General features: G+C 66.7%; 21 protein-coding genes. 11 read left to right on the forward strand and 10 right to left on the reverse strand.

The window, feature by feature from the left end:
* Positions 1–64: 64 nt before the first annotated feature.
* Together MU521_RS18170 and MU521_RS18175 are read right to left on the reverse strand one after the other, a co-directional pair.
* The gene (locus MU521_RS18170; RefSeq protein ID WP_092694328.1) at positions 65–655 is read right to left on the reverse strand and encodes a helix-turn-helix domain-containing protein; all 591 of its coding nucleotides are present in this window, start codon (positions 653–655) and stop codon (positions 65–67) included.
* 63 nt (positions 656–718) lie between these two features.
* Positions 719–997 (reverse strand): helix-turn-helix domain-containing protein, encoded by a 279-nt coding sequence (locus MU521_RS18175; RefSeq protein ID WP_092694330.1) that lies wholly within the window; start codon positions 995–997, stop codon positions 719–721.
* 192 nt (positions 998–1,189) lie between these two features.
* Between MU521_RS18175 and MU521_RS18180 the strand changes: the two genes are divergently transcribed.
* A complete protein-coding gene (locus MU521_RS18180; protein ID WP_175452917.1) occupies positions 1,190–1,708 on the forward strand; it encodes an HTH domain-containing protein in 519 nt (172 codons plus the stop codon).
* On the opposite strand, the gene MU521_RS18185 is transcribed toward MU521_RS18180, so the two are convergent.
* The 3 genes from MU521_RS18185 to MU521_RS18195 form a co-directional block, all read right to left on the reverse strand.
* The gene (locus MU521_RS18185) at positions 1,640–2,068 is read right to left on the reverse strand and encodes a hypothetical protein (RefSeq protein WP_092694332.1); all 429 of its coding nucleotides are present in this window, start codon (positions 2,066–2,068) and stop codon (positions 1,640–1,642) included. The two genes, MU521_RS18180 and MU521_RS18185, sit on opposite strands and share 69 nt — an antisense overlap.
* Positions 2,069–2,210: 142 nt before the next feature.
* The gene (locus MU521_RS18190) at positions 2,211–3,170 is read right to left on the reverse strand and encodes a sulfite exporter TauE/SafE family protein (protein ID WP_092694334.1); all 960 of its coding nucleotides are present in this window, start codon (positions 3,168–3,170) and stop codon (positions 2,211–2,213) included.
* Positions 3,167–3,724 (reverse strand): carboxymuconolactone decarboxylase family protein, encoded by a 558-nt coding sequence (locus tag MU521_RS18195; protein ID WP_092694336.1) that lies wholly within the window; start codon positions 3,722–3,724, stop codon positions 3,167–3,169. Before MU521_RS18195 ends, MU521_RS18190 begins: the two co-directional genes overlap by 4 nt.
* Before the next feature lie 120 nt (positions 3,725–3,844).
* On the opposite strand from MU521_RS18195, the gene MU521_RS18200 reads away from it, so the two are divergent.
* Both MU521_RS18200 and MU521_RS18205 read left to right on the forward strand, forming a co-directional pair.
* Entirely contained in the window at positions 3,845–4,051 is a 207-nt protein-coding gene (locus MU521_RS18200; RefSeq protein WP_092694338.1) for a hypothetical protein, read from the forward strand.
* 104 nt (positions 4,052–4,155) lie between these two features.
* Positions 4,156–4,458, forward strand: a complete 303-nt coding sequence (locus tag MU521_RS18205) for a PadR family transcriptional regulator (protein ID WP_092694340.1) — start codon at positions 4,156–4,158, stop codon at positions 4,456–4,458.
* 53 nt (positions 4,459–4,511) lie between these two features.
* Here MU521_RS18205 and MU521_RS18210 read toward each other — a convergent pair whose 3' ends face one another.
* The 3 genes from MU521_RS18210 to MU521_RS18220 form a co-directional block, all read right to left on the reverse strand.
* Positions 4,512–5,798: a YncE family protein gene (locus MU521_RS18210; protein WP_092694342.1), complete on the reverse strand. Its 1,287-nt coding sequence runs from the start codon at positions 5,796–5,798 to the stop codon at positions 4,512–4,514.
* On the reverse strand, positions 5,795–6,664 hold the full coding sequence (locus MU521_RS18215; protein WP_092694344.1) for a DUF3179 domain-containing (seleno)protein: 870 nt from the start codon (positions 6,662–6,664) through the stop codon (positions 5,795–5,797). Before MU521_RS18215 ends, MU521_RS18210 begins: the two co-directional genes overlap by 4 nt.
* A 78-nt stretch (positions 6,665–6,742) precedes the next feature.
* Positions 6,743–6,919, reverse strand: coding sequence for a hypothetical protein (locus MU521_RS18220; RefSeq protein ID WP_175452918.1), 177 nt, complete (start codon positions 6,917–6,919; stop codon positions 6,743–6,745).
* A gap of 187 nt (positions 6,920–7,106) precedes the next feature.
* Between MU521_RS18220 and MU521_RS18225 the strand changes: the two genes are divergently transcribed.
* Positions 7,107–7,967, forward strand: coding sequence for an SDR family oxidoreductase (locus tag MU521_RS18225; protein WP_092694346.1), 861 nt, complete (start codon positions 7,107–7,109; stop codon positions 7,965–7,967).
* Positions 7,960–8,988: a patatin-like phospholipase family protein gene (locus MU521_RS18230; protein ID WP_092694348.1), complete on the forward strand. Its 1,029-nt coding sequence runs from the start codon at positions 7,960–7,962 to the stop codon at positions 8,986–8,988. The genes MU521_RS18225 and MU521_RS18230 overlap by 8 nt, the downstream gene beginning before the upstream one ends.
* A 98-nt stretch (positions 8,989–9,086) precedes the next feature.
* Here the strand turns inward: MU521_RS18230 and MU521_RS18235 are convergent, their stop codons facing one another.
* Positions 9,087–9,698 carry a hypothetical protein gene (locus MU521_RS18235; protein WP_092694350.1) on the reverse strand — a complete coding sequence of 204 codons (612 nt, stop codon included), beginning with the start codon at positions 9,696–9,698 and terminating at the stop codon, positions 9,087–9,089.
* Positions 9,699–9,957: 259 nt separating this feature from the next.
* Between MU521_RS18235 and MU521_RS18240 the strand changes: the two genes are divergently transcribed.
* The gene (locus MU521_RS18240) at positions 9,958–12,096 is read left to right on the forward strand and encodes an AAA family ATPase (RefSeq protein WP_092694352.1); all 2,139 of its coding nucleotides are present in this window, start codon (positions 9,958–9,960) and stop codon (positions 12,094–12,096) included.
* A gap of 21 nt (positions 12,097–12,117) precedes the next feature.
* On the opposite strand, the gene MU521_RS18245 is transcribed toward MU521_RS18240, so the two are convergent.
* Positions 12,118–12,894, reverse strand: a complete 777-nt coding sequence (locus tag MU521_RS18245; RefSeq protein ID WP_092694354.1) for a bacteriorhodopsin — start codon at positions 12,892–12,894, stop codon at positions 12,118–12,120.
* Between the two features lie 138 nt (positions 12,895–13,032).
* On the opposite strand from MU521_RS18245, the gene MU521_RS18250 reads away from it, so the two are divergent.
* The 5 genes from MU521_RS18250 (at position 13,033) to MU521_RS18270 (ending at position 16,356) form a co-directional block, all read left to right on the forward strand.
* Positions 13,033–13,371, forward strand: coding sequence for a hypothetical protein (locus tag MU521_RS18250; protein ID WP_092694356.1), 339 nt, complete (start codon positions 13,033–13,035; stop codon positions 13,369–13,371).
* A gap of 112 nt (positions 13,372–13,483) precedes the next feature.
* On the forward strand, positions 13,484–13,726 hold the full coding sequence (locus MU521_RS18255) for a hypothetical protein (RefSeq protein ID WP_092694358.1): 243 nt from the start codon (positions 13,484–13,486) through the stop codon (positions 13,724–13,726).
* A 46-nt stretch (positions 13,727–13,772) separates the two neighbouring features.
* Positions 13,773–14,024, forward strand: coding sequence for a hypothetical protein (locus MU521_RS18260; protein WP_092694360.1), 252 nt, complete (start codon positions 13,773–13,775; stop codon positions 14,022–14,024).
* Positions 14,025–14,482: 458 nt separating this feature from the next.
* Complete coding sequence (locus MU521_RS18265) at positions 14,483–15,913, forward strand: dihydrolipoyl dehydrogenase (RefSeq protein WP_092694362.1); 1,431 nt, start codon at positions 14,483–14,485, stop codon at positions 15,911–15,913.
* Positions 15,914–15,999: 86 nt separating this feature from the next.
* Positions 16,000–16,356 (forward strand): DsrE family protein, encoded by a 357-nt coding sequence (locus tag MU521_RS18270; protein ID WP_092694364.1) that lies wholly within the window; start codon positions 16,000–16,002, stop codon positions 16,354–16,356.
* Positions 16,357–16,365: the final 9 nt, after the last annotated feature.

Below are 16,365 nucleotides of genomic sequence, written 5' to 3' on the forward strand. Positions count from 1 at the left end.
GTGACACCGCTTCGCGTCACCGGAAGGTATTTATACCAGAATCGGGAACCGACCGACAGCGGTCTCACGACCCGCTCTCGAACTTCTCCCAGAAGATGTCGTTGAGCCCCTCGGAGTAGTCCTCGTCGAGGTACTCCTCTTTGGTGAGGTTGGCCTCCTCGATGAGCGCCGCGGCTTCGCCCGCCCAGGCGTAGAAGCCGATCAGCGTGTCCCTGCGCATCTCCGCCACGTCGATGGAGTGATACACGTTGACGAATCCCCCACCTTCTCGGTTCAGCTGGGACTTCTCCAGCAGGCCGATGTCGACCAGGCGGTTGAGGTAGCGACGGACGGTCGTCTCGTCGTAGTCCAGGTACTCGGCCACGTCGGCGGGTGGCATCGGCCCTTCACCGATCACGCAAAGGCAGATATCCAGACCGGGCTTGGGAAGGCCGAATGCGTCCAGCAACACCTGTTTCACGTCCGGTGGCTGGATGTCGATGTTGACGTCGGTGACGCGTTCCATCACCTGTCCGTGGCAGGTCATCCCGCCGTCACAGTCCTGTAGCGTCAGGACGACGTTCTCACAGTCGTTACACTGGTAGATGCCGTACTGGCGGTCACGGAGGTCGTTTTCTCCGGCCGGTTCGTTCACAGTAGTATCGTCGTCGGTCATGATCCGGATGGGGCCACCCGCGTGAGCCTCTCGTGTTGAAAATCAGAAGCGAGGAAGTAAAACCTACTGTTGGTCCGGATCGCACTCGTCAAGATCCGCGTCCACGACCACGAACTCGTCGTCGATGTTCAGTTCCAGCAGTTCTCTGGCCGTGATCGTCGGCCGATACCCGTCGTCGATCCTCGCGAGGAGCGCACACTCGACGAGTCGGTCGAAACACTCGTCGGCTCGCTCGCGTGGCATCCCGAACCGGGTCGCGGCGTCGGCCGGTGTCAGCGGTCGGTCGAGGTCGTCGTAGGTACCGACGACGAATTCGAGCAGGCGGTATGGTGAGGGGGTCATTGATCGGTACCGGGCGACGAGTCGCGTAACCTGCGTGTTAGTATCGGTTCTTAAAACTTCTTCTGTACCTCTTCCTCACCCTGTTACCTCCACCTCAGCCATTCTCAAGAGGGGGCTTGGTGTACCGTGTGATATGTATCGGCGACGACAGCTGACGGGTGTGGACCACGGTTCCGCCGAGGCTGGATAGTGATGGCGCGGCAGTCACCGCGAATCGAACTCTTCTGTCGCTCACTGGCACCTAGTACGGGCCGGGAACAACAGGACCGTATCGTCCAGCGGCTTCGAACGCTCGACGAGGCGAGCCGAATCCGGGGATTCGAGGTCGTCCTCTGTGGGGAGTGTGTCTGCCCACGCGCCGCGACGGCCGAGACGGACCCCGGTGAGCGACTCCTCGACCGGTACGACGCCTTCGAGACGTGGGCCGAGGAGACCGGCCGAGACCTCGTCGGCTTCGAGAAGCGGGACACGAAGTCGATACTGACCGGAACGACCGTCACGGGAATCGTCTTTCCGCGGCTCACGCTGGCCGAGTACCGCGACGGGGAACTCACGTTCGTCGCACCGTCGAGTGACGACGGTGAGCAGACGACCGTCGCGGATCGGCTGGGTGACTACGAATGGGGGAGTGTCGACGGTCTATCAGACGAGGCCCAGCGAGAGCCACGCGCCGAGGACGCCACCGTAGACCAGGTGGAAGAAGAAAAATAGCCCCATCGTCTTCGGTTCGGGCTCCATCGCCAGGACGATCCGCATCCACAGCACCATCCCAACGACGGTCAGGACGATCCCGTAGACGAACCCGAGCCCGACCCCCGTCGCGAGCGTGAGACTCACGCCGAGAAACGGGAACGCGACGGCGAAGGCCGCTCCGGCACCGATACCGTACAGCATGTGTAACGCCATCCCCTGTGGCATGTACTCCGCTGGCGGCCCGTCACCGACGTACTTCGACCACAGCGCCGCCGTCGGTGGCGGCGAGTCGTCGCCCAGTGCCAGCATGAACACCGTCATGACGATGGTTGCGATCAATCCGCCTGCCAATCCGCCGAGTATCGTTGGGTCAGCCATGGTATTTCTGATCGAGGCAGTACCCGGAATCGGGTTACCTCTAGTAACCTACTGACTGTCAGCGGTAATAAGTGTCTGCTGAGTTAGGGGAAATGCGGTTACACCGGGGAAACCAGGTCGGTCGGCGGTCGCGAACGGCCAGTCAGGCGATCACGAACTCTGTGACCAGGATGAGCAGGCCGACGAGTCCGAAGACGACGCCGAGGCCGACCTCCATCAGGTCGCTGGGTACGTACTTGCCGACGCGGGTGCCCACGGTGCCGCCGATGACGACGCCGGGGATCGACCAGGCGACGACGTACCAGACCGGCGTCGCCGTGAGCGCGTGGACGAGTGCGCCCGCACCCGCCGCGATGGCCAGCACGAACACGCTCGTCGCGACGGCCACGCGCGGTGGAATCCGACAGCGGACGATCAGTTGCGTGGTGACGATCTCGGGCAGGCCGGCGCTGATGAGGCCGGTGACGAACGCACCGACCGTCGACAGCGCCACGCCCGGCGGCCGCCAGCAGGTGTCGTAGGTGAACGTCTCGCCGTCGGCCGCCTCGATGGTCGTCGTGCCCCGGCCCGAGTTCTTCTCGTTCAGGTATTCGCCCTCGCACTCCCCCGGCACGCACTCCTCGGGCGGGTCGTAGTACACGAGAAAGGCGCCGAGTCCGACCAGCCCGACGCCGAAGATGCCCTTCAGAATCCGCGGGTCGACGAAGTGTGCGGCGAAGGCACCGACGATCACAGCGGGGACCGCGCCCGCCAGTAGCCACTTGGCCGTCCGGAAGTCGACGACCTGCTGTTTGACGTAGGATCGCAGCCCGTTGCCCATGCCGAACACCTCGGTCATGAGGCCGGCACCGATTGCCTGAGAGGGTGTGAGCCCGACACCGAGCATGAAGAACGGGCTGAAAAAGAGCGCGCCCGACACACCGGAGGCCAGTGCGACCGTCGAGAACGCGACGGAGGCGGGGAACACCCACCAGTGGGTGAGGAACCGGTCGACTGGAAACCCACCCGGGACCGCCGATCCACCACCCGTCGACCCGAGGGCGGTCCCCACGGTGACAACCAACCCGACCCCGACCAGCGCGGTCCCGAGCGTCCGCCTCATGCGAACAGCTCGTCGACAGTCTCGTCTGCGGGCGTCCAGCCGACGAACTCGCCGCCCTCGAAGGGCAGGTTCACCGACGCCACGTAGTTACAGAGGCCGACGTAGAAGTCCACCAGCAGGCCGACCGCGACGATCTCGGCGTCGCTGTACTGGATCGTCAGCGCCCGGTGGATCTGGTCGGTCACGTTCCCTTCCGCGACAGCCTGCGCGTACTGCAACAGGACGAACTCCGCGTCGTCGAACCCGGAGAAGTCGCCGCCGCCGATGGCCCGCATCTCCTCGGTCGTGACGCCCTTGTCCCGGGCGATGTCGACGTGCTGGTGCCACTCGTAGCGTGCACCGCGAGCCCACGCGACCGTCAGGATCACCAGTTCCTTCGTCCGGGGCGTGAGCTGGTCGTACAGCGTGTTCAGGTACTCCAGGGTCGCCTCCAGCACTTCGGGGTTGTGCGCCCAGGCGCGGAAGATGTGGCGGTCGCCCAGGTAGTCCTCGGTGAACAGGTAATGATACTCCTCGGGGATCTCGTCCAGTTCGAGCAGATCGACTCGAGTCACGCTCGACAGATCACCACGGGGCGTTAAGTCCGTAGCTCACACCGCCGTAACCCGGTGAATCCGCACTCAGTCACCTGCACGGACGAAACCTTTTCGACGAGTCGTCGCTTCCGTTCGCGTATGTCGACGACCATCGAGACCCCCCAGGCCGACGAATCGTGTGCATACTGTGGCTCGCGGGTCTTCGACCACGATCCCGTCTGCGTCCGGGACTGCACGGACGACTGCGGTTCGCCGACGTACTTCTGTAACCACGCGTGTCTGTCCGCCCACATCGACGAGAACGACCTCACGAGCGGCGACACCTGCGAGTGGTCGCCGGAGTGACGGACCGGCCGGCCATCGGGATGGCCACGGTTTCCCGGACGTTGGCGAGTGAGACGGACGTTACCGAGTACTGATACTGTTTTGGAACCGATTCTCGAACCGGAATGGAGGACCTCACAGCGTTCCAGCGCGACATCCTCTACGTCGCCGCTGGCATGGACGAACCACACGGGCTCGGGATCAAAGCCGAACTCGACGACTACTACGAGGGCGACGTCAATCACGGGCGGCTGTACCCCAACCTCGACGACCTCATCGAGAAGGACCTGCTGGAGAAGGGGACCCACGACCAGCGCACGAACAGTTACACCCTCACCGACGAGGGCCACCAATCGCTCCAGCGCCGCCGGGAGTGGGAGTCGAGGTATGTTCGAGACACGGAACGATTGGGCGGCTCCAGTGCCTGAGGAGGGGTCAGCGGGCGAGGCAACTGTCGATTCGCGCGACGCGGCGGACGCACCTACAACTGGTGTCCGCAGGCACACTCGCCGATACAGTAGGTCGTCCCACTGTCTGCCAGTCGTCGCTGGAGACTCTCGCGAGAGGACGACCCCGATTGCAGGACCGTCTCGCCGGGACGGACTCGCCCGGCCGTCGCGCCGTAGGGTCGCGACCCGACGGGGATGGTCGCCGTCACCGATCCCGAATCGTGGTCGACGACTTTCACCTCGTCACTGCTCTGGACGGGGACGTACAGTTTCTCGTGGTTCGGGCCCCAGGTACCGACGAACGCCGAGCCGCCCACGTCGATGCGGTCGGTCACTGTCCCAGCGTCGAGGTCCACGACGGTTACGTCGTTCGTGCCGGGCGTGAACACGTACCCCGTCGCCGAGTCCGGGCCGATCTCGCTGGTCAACGGGCGCTCGCCGAGGCCGTCGTCGCTGGTCAGCCGGACCCGCTCCTCGGGCGCTGCAGGGTCGTTCGTGTCCCAGATGCTCTCGGTGCCGGCCGATCCCTCGTTGTGTTCGACGAGCAGTGTCTCACCGTCGGGTGCGGCCGTGCCCATCCACGGCGCTCCGGCCGGACCGACCACTGGGGGCACCTCGACCTGCTCGACGTTCTCGAAGGTCTCGACGTCGATCACGGTCAGTGTGTCGCCGTACAGGTCCGGGACGTAGGCGTACTGGCCGTCCGAATGGATCGTCACGTCACAGGGGCCGGGCCCGTCGTTGTCGCCGCGGCCGCCCTCGTCGGTCCGGTCGAGTTCGGCCGTGACCGTCCCGAACGAATCCGACTCAGGGTCGGCGTCGATCCGCACCTGCCTGTGTGCTGGCTCGCGGGCACTGACCACGAGGTGGGTGCCGTCGGGCGTGACCTCCTGCCAGTTCGCACCGGAACCGGTATCGACCGACGCGACCTGTGACAGTGTTCCGACCGCCACCGCTCGAACGCCGGAATCGACGTTGAGCCACAGGGGATCGGCGGCCGAGTCGGTCAGGTCGGGTGCGTACTGGTTCGCGGGGAAGGATGCCGTCATCCCGAGTTCGGGTGTGCCGACGACAGTGTCGCTTTCCGCGTCGATCACGCTCATCGTTCGGTCGCCGGTGTTGAACACGAACACCGTGTCGGCGGTCGTTACCGACCCCGAGGAGGGATTCGTGGTCGTCTCCGTGTCCGAGTTCGACGAACAGCCCGCGGTCGCCGCGACGCCCGCGGCGGCCGAACCGGCGAGCAGGAGCCGACGTGACACCCGGGATCGCTCGTCCTCTGCATCGCGGTTCGGATGCAGAAACTCGTCGTCGGTCATACGTTGCTACTTGGGTTGGGCCCGTAAAACGCCCCGGCCCCGTGGTCGTCCTGCCAGGCGAACGCGAACAGCGTCCGAGCGGGGACGCGGTGCAACTGCCGGCCGTCGTCGCTCTCACCCGTTCTCGGGTCCCAGACCGCGCCGTCTCCGGTGAGTTCGCCATCGGTCAGGGTCCAGGACGTGCCGGGGTCCTCGAACGCGTGGAGTTCGCCGTCGCCCACCACGACGACCACGTCGCGCCCACCGACGGTGTCCGTGACGACGCCGCCGGCCGCCTCGACCTGTGGGAGCGGATAGCCCACCGCGTCGCCGTCGTGTGTGATGCCGAGAACGAGGGTCTTGGCGTCGAGGTCGGTTCGGTCCCACGTCCGCCGCTCGCCGTCGCCTCGCATCCCGTAGAGGCCGAACTCGTCGTCCTCCCGGTAGCGGCTGTACGGCTCCATGTCGTAGGCCTGTCCGGAGGGTCGCGCGCCCCCCTCACTATTACCCGGGAGCGGTTCGAGGACGACGCCCTCGGGGTGGGCCGCCCGGAACTCGCCACAGGTGGTCGTCGTGGACGGGAGTGTTGTGAGCGTCCGACCGGCGAGGCAGTCACCGGAGGGCTGTCGCCACTCCGAGTCGGTCTCACGGTCGTCCATCACCAGGGCGTCGTCGGCCAGTTTGCCGGAGACACCGAAGGTGAGCGTCCGACCGTCGACGGTGTCGTTGACGACCCCGTGGTAGCTGAGAATCCGAAGGGGATACGCACGGGCTGGATCCCCGTCGAGGACGATCACGTCGTCGGAGTCGCGGAAATACGTCGTCGTGAAGATCGGGTCGTCGATACTCGCTATCGCGTCTTTCGGCAACGCGTTCGTGGTTTTCATGAAAGTGAGGGGGTGTCGACGTACGAGAGTGAGTCGGTCCCTGACGGCGCTATCGTCTCGCGGTTCGACCGGGCGCAGTTACTGCCAGTCGTCCAGACCGAGGATCAGGTCCGCTTCGATCCACTCCTCGGGACGGTCGACGTGATAGACGATTCCGCTGCTGTCGGTGGAAACGTAGCTGTACTGTTCGTACGACACGGTCGCGGGGCCGGTCGTGGGGAGCCCGTCTCCGGGGTCAGCGGTGTTCGTTGACATCGTAGGGTGTCGTACTGGCATCGCCAGCCTGTATAGAGGGTTACGTTTAGTAACTCATAGGCGTTCCCGAACTTCGGGCTCACTGGGTTACCGAGCGGTAGCTCGACTCGTCGCCCTGGTCCACGTCGGAGTTACACTGACGTGAGGTGCAGTTAACCGTCAGGGAGCCGTCCCTTCGGGTGAGTCCATGGCTGGAGACTTCGATCTGAGCGCGCCCGAACTGACCAGAGACGACCTGCTCGTTCTCGAGGACCCCTACTTCGGTCCGGAGACGGTGGCCATCGTGACCGGCGCGGCCTCGGGCATCGGCCGCGCGACGGCGCTGGGCCTCGCGGCCAACGACCTCACCGTCGTCGGTGCCGATATCGACGCGGAGGGGCTGGACGAGACCGAAGACATCGCCGCCGACCTCGACGTGTCGGGGACGATTCACGGCATCGAGACGGATCTGACCGACGACGGCGACGTGGCGGCCGTCGTCGCGGCGGCCGCCGACGAGGGCGACCTGCGATTCGTCGCCAACATCGCCGGGATGCAACACATCGCAGGCATCCACGAGTTCCCGATGGAGAAGTACGATCTGCTGACCGACATCATGCTGCGCTCCCCGTTCAAGATGGCACAGGCGGCCATGCCCCACATCCGGGAGACCGACGACGGGGTCGGTGCCATCGCGAATATGTCCTCGGTCCACGGCCACTACGCGACAAAGGACAAGCCCGCCTACATCACCGCCAAGCACGGCATCACGGGCCTCACTCGGGCTATCGCCGCGGAGGGCGACGGGAGCCTGCGCGGTTATTCCGTCAGCGTCGGCTACGTGCTGACCCCGCTGATGGTCGACCAGATCGCGGACACCGCCGCGGAACGGGGCATCTCCGAGCAGGAAGTCGTCGAGGACGTGATGCTCGGGCAGGCCCGCACCAAGGAGATGATGACACCCGCCGAGGTCGCGAACCTGTTCACGTTCGGGTTCTCCAGTCACGCCAGCCATCTCAACGGCGCAGACCTGTTGTTCGACGGCGGTTACACCCACACGTATGAGTGATCCAGCGAAGCGCGACGAGCGAGACGGACCGCGCGTCGTCCCCGACGGGGGTGCCAGCGGCGACGAACTGACCAACGTCGCCATCGCCTGCCAGGGCGGCGGGAGTCACACCGCGTTCACGGCGGGCGTCCTCCAGCACCTTCTGGAGGTGTGGGACGACGACGAGTACGAGCTGGTCGGCATCAGCGGCACCTCCGGCGGCGCGTACAACGCGCTGGCGGCCTGGTACGGTATCGTCACCGGCGACCACGAGAAGGCTATCGACACCCTCGACGCCATCTGGGACGACCTGGCCACCGACGGCTGGGCCGACCGGGTGATGAACCAGTGGGCGACCGGAATGTCCCGACTCGAGAGCAGCGGACTCCCGATCCCGTCGGTCAGTCCGTATCAGATTCCCGGCCCGGAAGTCGGGAAAGAGCGGATCACCGAGACGCTGGAACGGCACATCGACTTCGAGTCAATCCCGAACTTCTGTGGCCGGGAATCACCCGAACTCGTGGTCGGGACCGTCGACGTGAACGGCGGCCACTTCGAGACGTTCACGAACGAGGACGTGACGCCCGAAGCGGTTCTGGCCTCGGCCGCCGTCCCGAACCTCTTCGAGGCCGTCGAGATCAACGGGCACTACCACTGGGACGGCCTGTTCTCGCAGAATCCCCCGATCAACGCTCTCATGTCGGTTCCGCCGGAGCGCAAACCCGACGAACTCTGGATTGTCCAGATCAATCCCCAGGAGTTCGAGGGGGAACCCGACACACTCGACGTGATCGCGGACCGGCGCAACGAACTGTCGGGGAACATCTCGCTGAACCAGGAGCTGACCTTCATCGAGCGCGTCAACGACTGGATCGACGACGGCTACCTCCCCGAATCGGAGTTCTCCCACACCGAGATCCACCGCATCGAGATGGGCGAGCGGTTCCACTGCTCGACGAAAGTCGACCGCGATAGGGAGTTCCTCGACGAACTGATGGAACTTGGCCACGAACGGGCAGCCCAGTTCCTCGACGGGAAGTGACCGTCGGGCGGCCGCCTCGGATCGCCGACGGGTCGGGAGCGACGAACCGCTCCGGGACGAGGACGTGCGACGGGCCCCTGCGGTCCGGGTCGTGGCGCTCAGCGGGACGGCGACTCGGCCGTCCGGCGGGCGGCGACGAGGAGACACAGTCCGGCGAAGAGTGTGACGACGGCGAACGCGCGGACGGAGACGGCGATCTGTGACGGCGCGTACGGGCCGCGTGCGCCGGCCAGTGCGCCTCTAAGCGCCTGTGCGGTCCCGATGCCGGCGAGGTTGACGAGGAAGAACCCGAGCGTCAGGGCCGCGGCGATGCCGCCGGTGCCGAAGCCGACCACGGAGCCGATGCTCTCCAGTGCGACGAGCCGGCGAGCGGTGACGGCGTCGGCGTCGGCACGCGCGAGCCGCCGGCCGACCAGCCACGTCAGGGTGCCGGCGAAGGCCTGTGTGAGCGCGGCGAAACACCCGAGCACGACGACGTTCGGCGACCCGAGCGCCGGCCGCGGGCCGGGGAACAGGCGGCCGACGGCCGGCGGCAGGACCAGCGCGATGGGGTACACGAGCGAGAGGGCGACGAGCGTGAGGCCGTGGAGACGGACCTTCTGACGCAGCGAGAGCCCCGTGAACACGCCCCCGACGAGCCGCAACCGCTCGAACTCCGACCCCCGGGTCAGGATGCGACTGATCTCGTCGTCGGGATCGTCCTGGCTCATGGCTGTGGGGACACGGTGGTGGTCACTCTTGAGGACCGTACACACAGGACCCTGCAGGAGCCAGCAATATTTTCTGGTACTTCCGCGCGGACCCTCGCCTCGTGGGTCGGTACCACCGACAGGCTTAGCATTCGGGAGGCCGAGCGGTCTCTGTGAGACGGATGCGAGCGTTACGGCCTGAGACGACGCCGCCATCCGTGCCGCGGTCGCTTCCCGGCGGCCGCCGGCCACGGACGCGCCGGGTCGGGAGGGATCCAGCGTGTCGGTGACGTTACGGGTCGGGGACGGCGACGCCCTCGGGACCGGTGAGGTACGCGTGCCCGTCGACGCGGCGCGAGCGATCGGCGTCGAGGACGGCGGCGTCGTGCGCCTGCGCGGGGCGGACGAGACGGCCGCCGTCGTCCGGACGAGCGCGGACCTGGACGGGACGGTCCTGTTCGGGGCCGAGGGCAGGACCAACGCCGGCGTCGAGGTGGGCGAGTCGGTCGCGGTGTCGGCGACGGCGACGGAACGGGCCGGTGCGATCACCGTCGCGCCGGCCGGTGAGTTCCGGGTGCGGGTCGGGCCCGACACGATCGGATCGCTGCTGGACGGCGTGCCGGTCACGACCGGCGACCGGTACCGGGCGTCGCTGGTCGGCGGTTCGATTACCGTCCCCCTGCGCGTGACCGCCGTCGAACCGACTGAGCCTGCAGTGGTCGACGGGGAGACTGACATCACTGTCACGACTGCCGGGTCCGACAGTGGGCCGGCCGCCGGCAGGCCGACGGTCACGCTCGAAGACGTGGGCGGACTGGACGACGTCGTCGAGCGGGTGCGCCGGACGATCCTCGGACCGCTCAAACACCCGGAACTGACGGCGCGGTTCGGGGGCCGGCCGGCCGGTGGCGTCCTGCTTTCGGGCCCGACCGGGACCGGGAAGACGCTGCTCGTGGAAGCGGTCGCGAACGCGGCCGACGCGGCGCTGGTTCGCGTCACGGACCCTCCGACGGGCCGTGACGGGACCGACCTCGGGGAGGTCGTCCGGACCGCCCACGAGGAGCGACCGTCGATCGTGTTCTTCGACGACCTCGACACCCTCGCGCCGGCCCGGGACGGGGGCGGCGACGGCGACGCACGCGCGACGCGTCGGATCGCGGACGCGGTCGAGACGCTCGTCGACACGGACGGCGTCGCCGTCGTCGGCGCGACCGGCCGGGTGAGCGCCGTCGACGACGCCCTCCGGCGCGGCGGACGGTTCGAGACCGAACTCGACGTGGGGGTGCCGGACCGGGACGGCCGGCTGGAGATCCTGCGGATCCACACCGCGGACCTCCCGCTGGCGGCGTCGGTCGACCTCGGCTCGGTCGCCGACCGGACACACGGGTTCGTCGGGGCGGACCTGGCGGGGCTCGTGTCGGAAGCCGTCCGGCAGGCGGTCGACCGCCTGCCCGGCGAGTACGTCTACGGCGACGATCCGATCCCGGAGGACGTGCTGGCCGGGGTGACCGTCGAGGGTGGCGACTTCGAGGCGGCGCTGTCGCGGGTGATCCCCAGCGGGATGCGAGCGGTCGCGGTCGAACGGCCCGCCGTCGGCTACGACGACATCGGCGGGCTCGAATCGGTGAAGACGGCCGTCGTCCGCGCGATCGAGTGGCCGCTGCTGTATCCGGAACTGTTCGAGCAGTTCGGGAGCGCGCCGCCCTCGGGGATCCTGCTGTACGGCCCGCCGGGGACGGGGAAGACGATGCTGGCGAAGGCGGTCGCGAGTTCGACGGACGCGAACTTCGTCGCGGTCAACGGCCCGGAGTTGCTGAACCGGTACGTCGGCGAGAGCGAGCGGGGTGTGCGGGACGTGTTCGAGCGCGCGCGCCGCCACGCCCCGACTGTCGTCTTCTTCGACGAGGTCGACGCCATCGCGAAGGCCCGGAGCGAGGACGGCGACAGCGACGTCGTCGAGCGGGTGGTCTCGCAGTTGCTGACGGAACTGGACGGGATCGAACCGCGGTCGGGCGTCACCGTCGTCGCCGCGACCAACCGTCCCGACATGGTCGACCCGGCGCTGCTCAGGCCGGGCCGACTGGAGAAGTCACTGGAGGTGCCCCTCCCGGACCGGGACGGTCGACGGGAGATCTTCGCCGTCCACACGCGGTCGGTCCCGCTCGGGGACGTGGACCTGTCGGCGCTGGCGGCGGCGACGGACGGCTACAACGGCAGCGACATCGAGGCCGTCGTCAGGGAAGCGACGATGCGCGCGATGGACGACTACCTCCGGAACACGGGGTTCGACCCGGACGAGGAGTCGCTCTCGTCCGTCCGGGTCGGGTCGTCACACTTCGAGGCGGCGATCGAGGCCGTCGAACCCTCCGTCACGGCGGAGATGCGCGACTACTACGCGGACGTGTCGACGCGCCTCTAAAAAAGACCGCGACGGTGTCGGTCAGTCGCCCGCGGCAGCGGTCTCCGAGGGCGTCGGTGCGCTCGTCTCGCCGAGGATGGCGCGACTCCGGAGCAGGATGAAGCCGAAGCCGACCTTGGCGAGCACGTCCAGGACCATGAAGCCCAGCGTCTCGACGAACAGCGGCACGATACCGGCGCCTTCGGTCCCGACGATCCACAGGACGGGATACAACGTCCACAACACGATCGTCAGATTTCTGAGTACCCTGAACGTTCCCTGCGTGTCCTCGTCCATCTCCTCGACCTTGGCGGTGAGGACGCTGAACAGGAAGTACAGGATGAACACCATCGCCAGGGTGCTGAGTGCCCACCAGATGAACCGGAAGGTGAACACCGTGGTCAGCGCGCCGACCAGGCCGGTGATGATCATGAAGCCGTCGAGGGTGATCAGCGCGAGGATCTCCGAGAAGTCAGCGTCGGCCAACAGGGCCAGGTCGAGCAACAGCAACGGCGTCGTGAACAGCCAGTCGGCGTACCGCGCCCAGTAGATGTCCAGGGTCCGGCCGGTGTTCAGTGTGATCTCCGTCAGCCCGAACCCGAGGAACATCGACAGGTACGACGCGGCCGCGATGGCCGGGATCATGATGGTGATCACGTAGTACTCCTTCGCCTCTTCGTCTTCGACGCCCCAGCCTTTGGCCATGAAGTAGAACGTCCCGATGACCATCAGGGCCGTTCCGATACCCAGCCAGATCGATTCGCTTCTCGCGAGCGGTGCCGCCTTGTTGATCTGCAGTAGCGCCCCTTCGAGTGGCATACGGGTAATATTAGGAGTTCGGTACATTAAGTCTCCATACCAAACATGTTGGACATGTCCTCACGCCCGAGCGGGACACCGGGCCAGCGGCGGGGGTCGGGAGCCACCGTTTTCAGGCAGGACGTCGTACTCCTCGGCATGGCGGACTCAGACGAGCAGGAAGACGAAGCCCAGTCCACCACCGACTCCGTCGGCGACTCGGCCGAGGAGGCCATCGAAGAGGAGGTCGTCATCGACCTGGAGTCGGCGGCCGAGTACGAGGAGCACATCGAGTCGCTGGAGGACAAACTCGAGGAACAGCGCGAGGAGATCGACGAACTCCAGGACCTGGTGGTGGACCTCTCGGCGCGGGTGGCGGACGGCCGGAACACGGGGGTGTGTCCGGAGTGTCACGGCACCGTCGTGAAGAAACGCCGATGGCTCCGCACGAACACCCTCGAGTGTACCGACTGTGGAGAGGTCTACCACGAGTACTGAGCCGGGATCGGTTCGGCGGCGTCGCCGTCCGACGGGACTCGGTGAGGGCCCCTTCTGTCGGCAATTCCGGAAGCCGGGGTACATTTGAACGTCCGATCCGTACCGACGAACAATGGTCGAGGACCCACAGCAGACCGAAGCGACCGGGTTGCGAACCGCGCTCCCGCAGTGGGGGTGGGCCGTCGTCATCGGACTGGCCAGCATGGCCGCGCTGTCGCTTCTGATCCCGGACGAACTGGCCACGAACAACGGCATCCCTTTCCCAGTGTTCTTCTGGTCCGTCGTCGCCGTCCAGGGGATCGCCGCGTTCGGGATCATCGGCGTCGTACTCTACGTCATGGTCGACTTCGAGTGACCGAACCCGCGTGTGACGTAAGTGTCTCCGGCCGATAACACGGTCGATGGCAGGGGACGAGGATAGCCCGACGGCGGACGACCGGCGGATCGAACGACTCGAGTCCGAAGTGGCCGAACTCCGCGACCGCGTCGACCACCAGTACGAGATCATCGCCGTCCTCGCGGCCGCCGTGAACTCGGAGGCGCTCCCCGAGATGTCGTGTCCCGACTGTACCGACGGAACCCTCACGACGAACAGCGGACTCACCTGGGAACGTGTGGAGTGTACCGACTGTGACTTCTCGGAGTACCTGTGACGTGACCCGGTGACGGCCCCACTGTGACGGCGGGACCGCCGCTGGCGGACGGCCCGGAGTGGGGTGGCTGGGGGTCGCCGGGAGCGGCGGGAGTGCCGTCAGCGGGGGTCGGGTGCGAGCGGGGCGCCGAAGGGACGCTCTACTGGGACGCTGGCCGTCTCTCCCCGTGCCCTCGGCCGCGCGGGCGACGGTTGGTCGGCGGCGCTGTCCGTCGTCTTCATGCTCGGCACGATCGGTGGCGGATCGTCGGCCAGCATCGCGGTCGGACGAACGGACCCGTCCCACATAAAGTTAATGATCGTTAATGATGTTCCCGGCGACCGGACCGCAGAGAGGTATCGGGGACCCGGGAAGAGTCGGTGACGATGGCGACCCAGTTCCCCGCGGAGCGGTGACCGGCGGGCGGTGAGCCCGGTGTAACTGGGGCGTTGAATAGCCTCCGGACACACCGGTACAGCATGGAGGACTACGACTTTCTGGTCGTCGGTTCGGGCTCCGGGCTCGAAGTCGCAAACGTCGCGGCCAGACAGGGGCAATCGGTCGCGGTCGTCGAGAAGGGACCGCTGGGCGGGACCTGTCTGAATCGCGGCTGCATCCCCTCGAAACATCTGCTGTATCACGCAGATGTCCTCGAAACGATAGAGCGCGCCGACGAGTTCGACATCGAGGCGACCGTCGAGGACGTAGCCTTCGCCGACATCGTCCGAAAAGTCAACGAGGAGGTCGGCGAGGACGCCGCAGGAATCCGACGCGGACTGGAATCCTCGGATCAGCACGACCTCTATCAGGGGGAAGGGCAGTTCGTCGACGACCGCACGATAGAGATCGCCAGCGGCGACGACGCGGGCGCGCGACTTCAGGCCGAGACGGTCCTGATCGCGGCAGGAACGCGGCCGGCAGTCCCCGACATCGACGGCATCGAGGACGTGCCGTACCTGACGAGTACCGACGCGCTCCAGCTCGAAGACCCGCCGGAGCACCTCGTGATCGTCGGGGGCGGCTACATCGCGGCCGAACTCGCGCACTTCTTCGGGACCTTCGGCAGCGAGGTGACCATCGTCGGGCGGCGGCAGAACCTGCTCCCGCAGGCCGACAGCGAGGTGGCCGCGGCGTTCACCGACATGTACGCGGATCGGTTCACCCTCCACACCGGCCACGCGGCGACGGCCGTCTCGGCCGACGACGGCACGATAACAGTCGAGGCACAGCCCTACGAGTACGGCGACGACGGCGGCCTCGTCGCGGACGCCGACGGCGTGACGGTCACCGGCGACGAGTTGCTGGTAGCGGCCGGGCGAACGCCGAACACCGATTCGCTGCGTCTGGACCGGACGGCAATCGAGACCGACGACCGGGGGTTCGTCGAGACCGACGAGTACCTGGAGACCACGGTCGACGGCGTCTGGGCGCTCGGGGACATCGTGGGCGAGTACCTGCTGAAACACAGCGCCAACCACGAGGCCCGCGCCGTCGCGCGGAATCTGTTCGGGAGCGACCCGGAACCGGTCGATTACACCGCGATGCCGTTCGCCGTGTTCGCCTCGCCCGAGGTCGCCGGCGTCGGCGCGCGGGAGCGGGAACTCCAGGAGGCGGGTCGGGAATACGCGACCAACACCTACCAGTTCACGGACACCGCCCGCGGCGACGCGATGAACGCCACCGGCTTCGTGAAAGTCATCATCGATCCGGAGGGCGAGATACTGGGCTGTCACATCGTGGGCCCCGATGCGTCGACGCTGATCCAGGAGGTCGTCGTGGCGATGAAAGCGGGGACTGGAACCGTCCGTGACATCCGGGAGTCGATCCACGTCCACCCCGCACTCCCCGAGGTCGTCCAGCGCGCGTTCTCCGGGCGGTTCAGCCGCGGGGACAGCCACCAGCACCACTGAGTCCGCCCGGCGGTGACACGGATGTCAGCGGGTTACCCGAACGTTCGGGTACGGTTTAGTAACTCGGTACGATATCGTAATCCGCAATGGCAAACGCAGCAATCGTAATCCTCGCGGGAACGGAATCGCACGCGGACACCGGTCGGCTCGTGAACGGGCTCGAAGCCGCCAAAGAGTTCGAGGAGACCGAGGGCGACGAGGTGGAGATCATCTTCGACGGTGCCGGAACGGAGTGGATTCCGGAACTCGAAGACGAAGACAGCGACTACCACGAACTGTACCAGGCCGTCAGCGACGACGCGGCGGTCTGTGACTTCTGTGCCGGCGCGTTCGGCGTCGACGACGCCGTCGACGACGCCGGTGTCGTCCGACTCGACGACCACGACGGCCACCCGAGCATCCGGTCGCTCGTCGACGACGACTACGAGATCATCACCTTCTGAGCGGCCCCC

The organism is Halorientalis regularis, from assembly GCF_023698535.1.
Lineage (GTDB): Archaea > Halobacteriota > Halobacteria > Halobacteriales > Haloarculaceae > Halorientalis > Halorientalis regularis.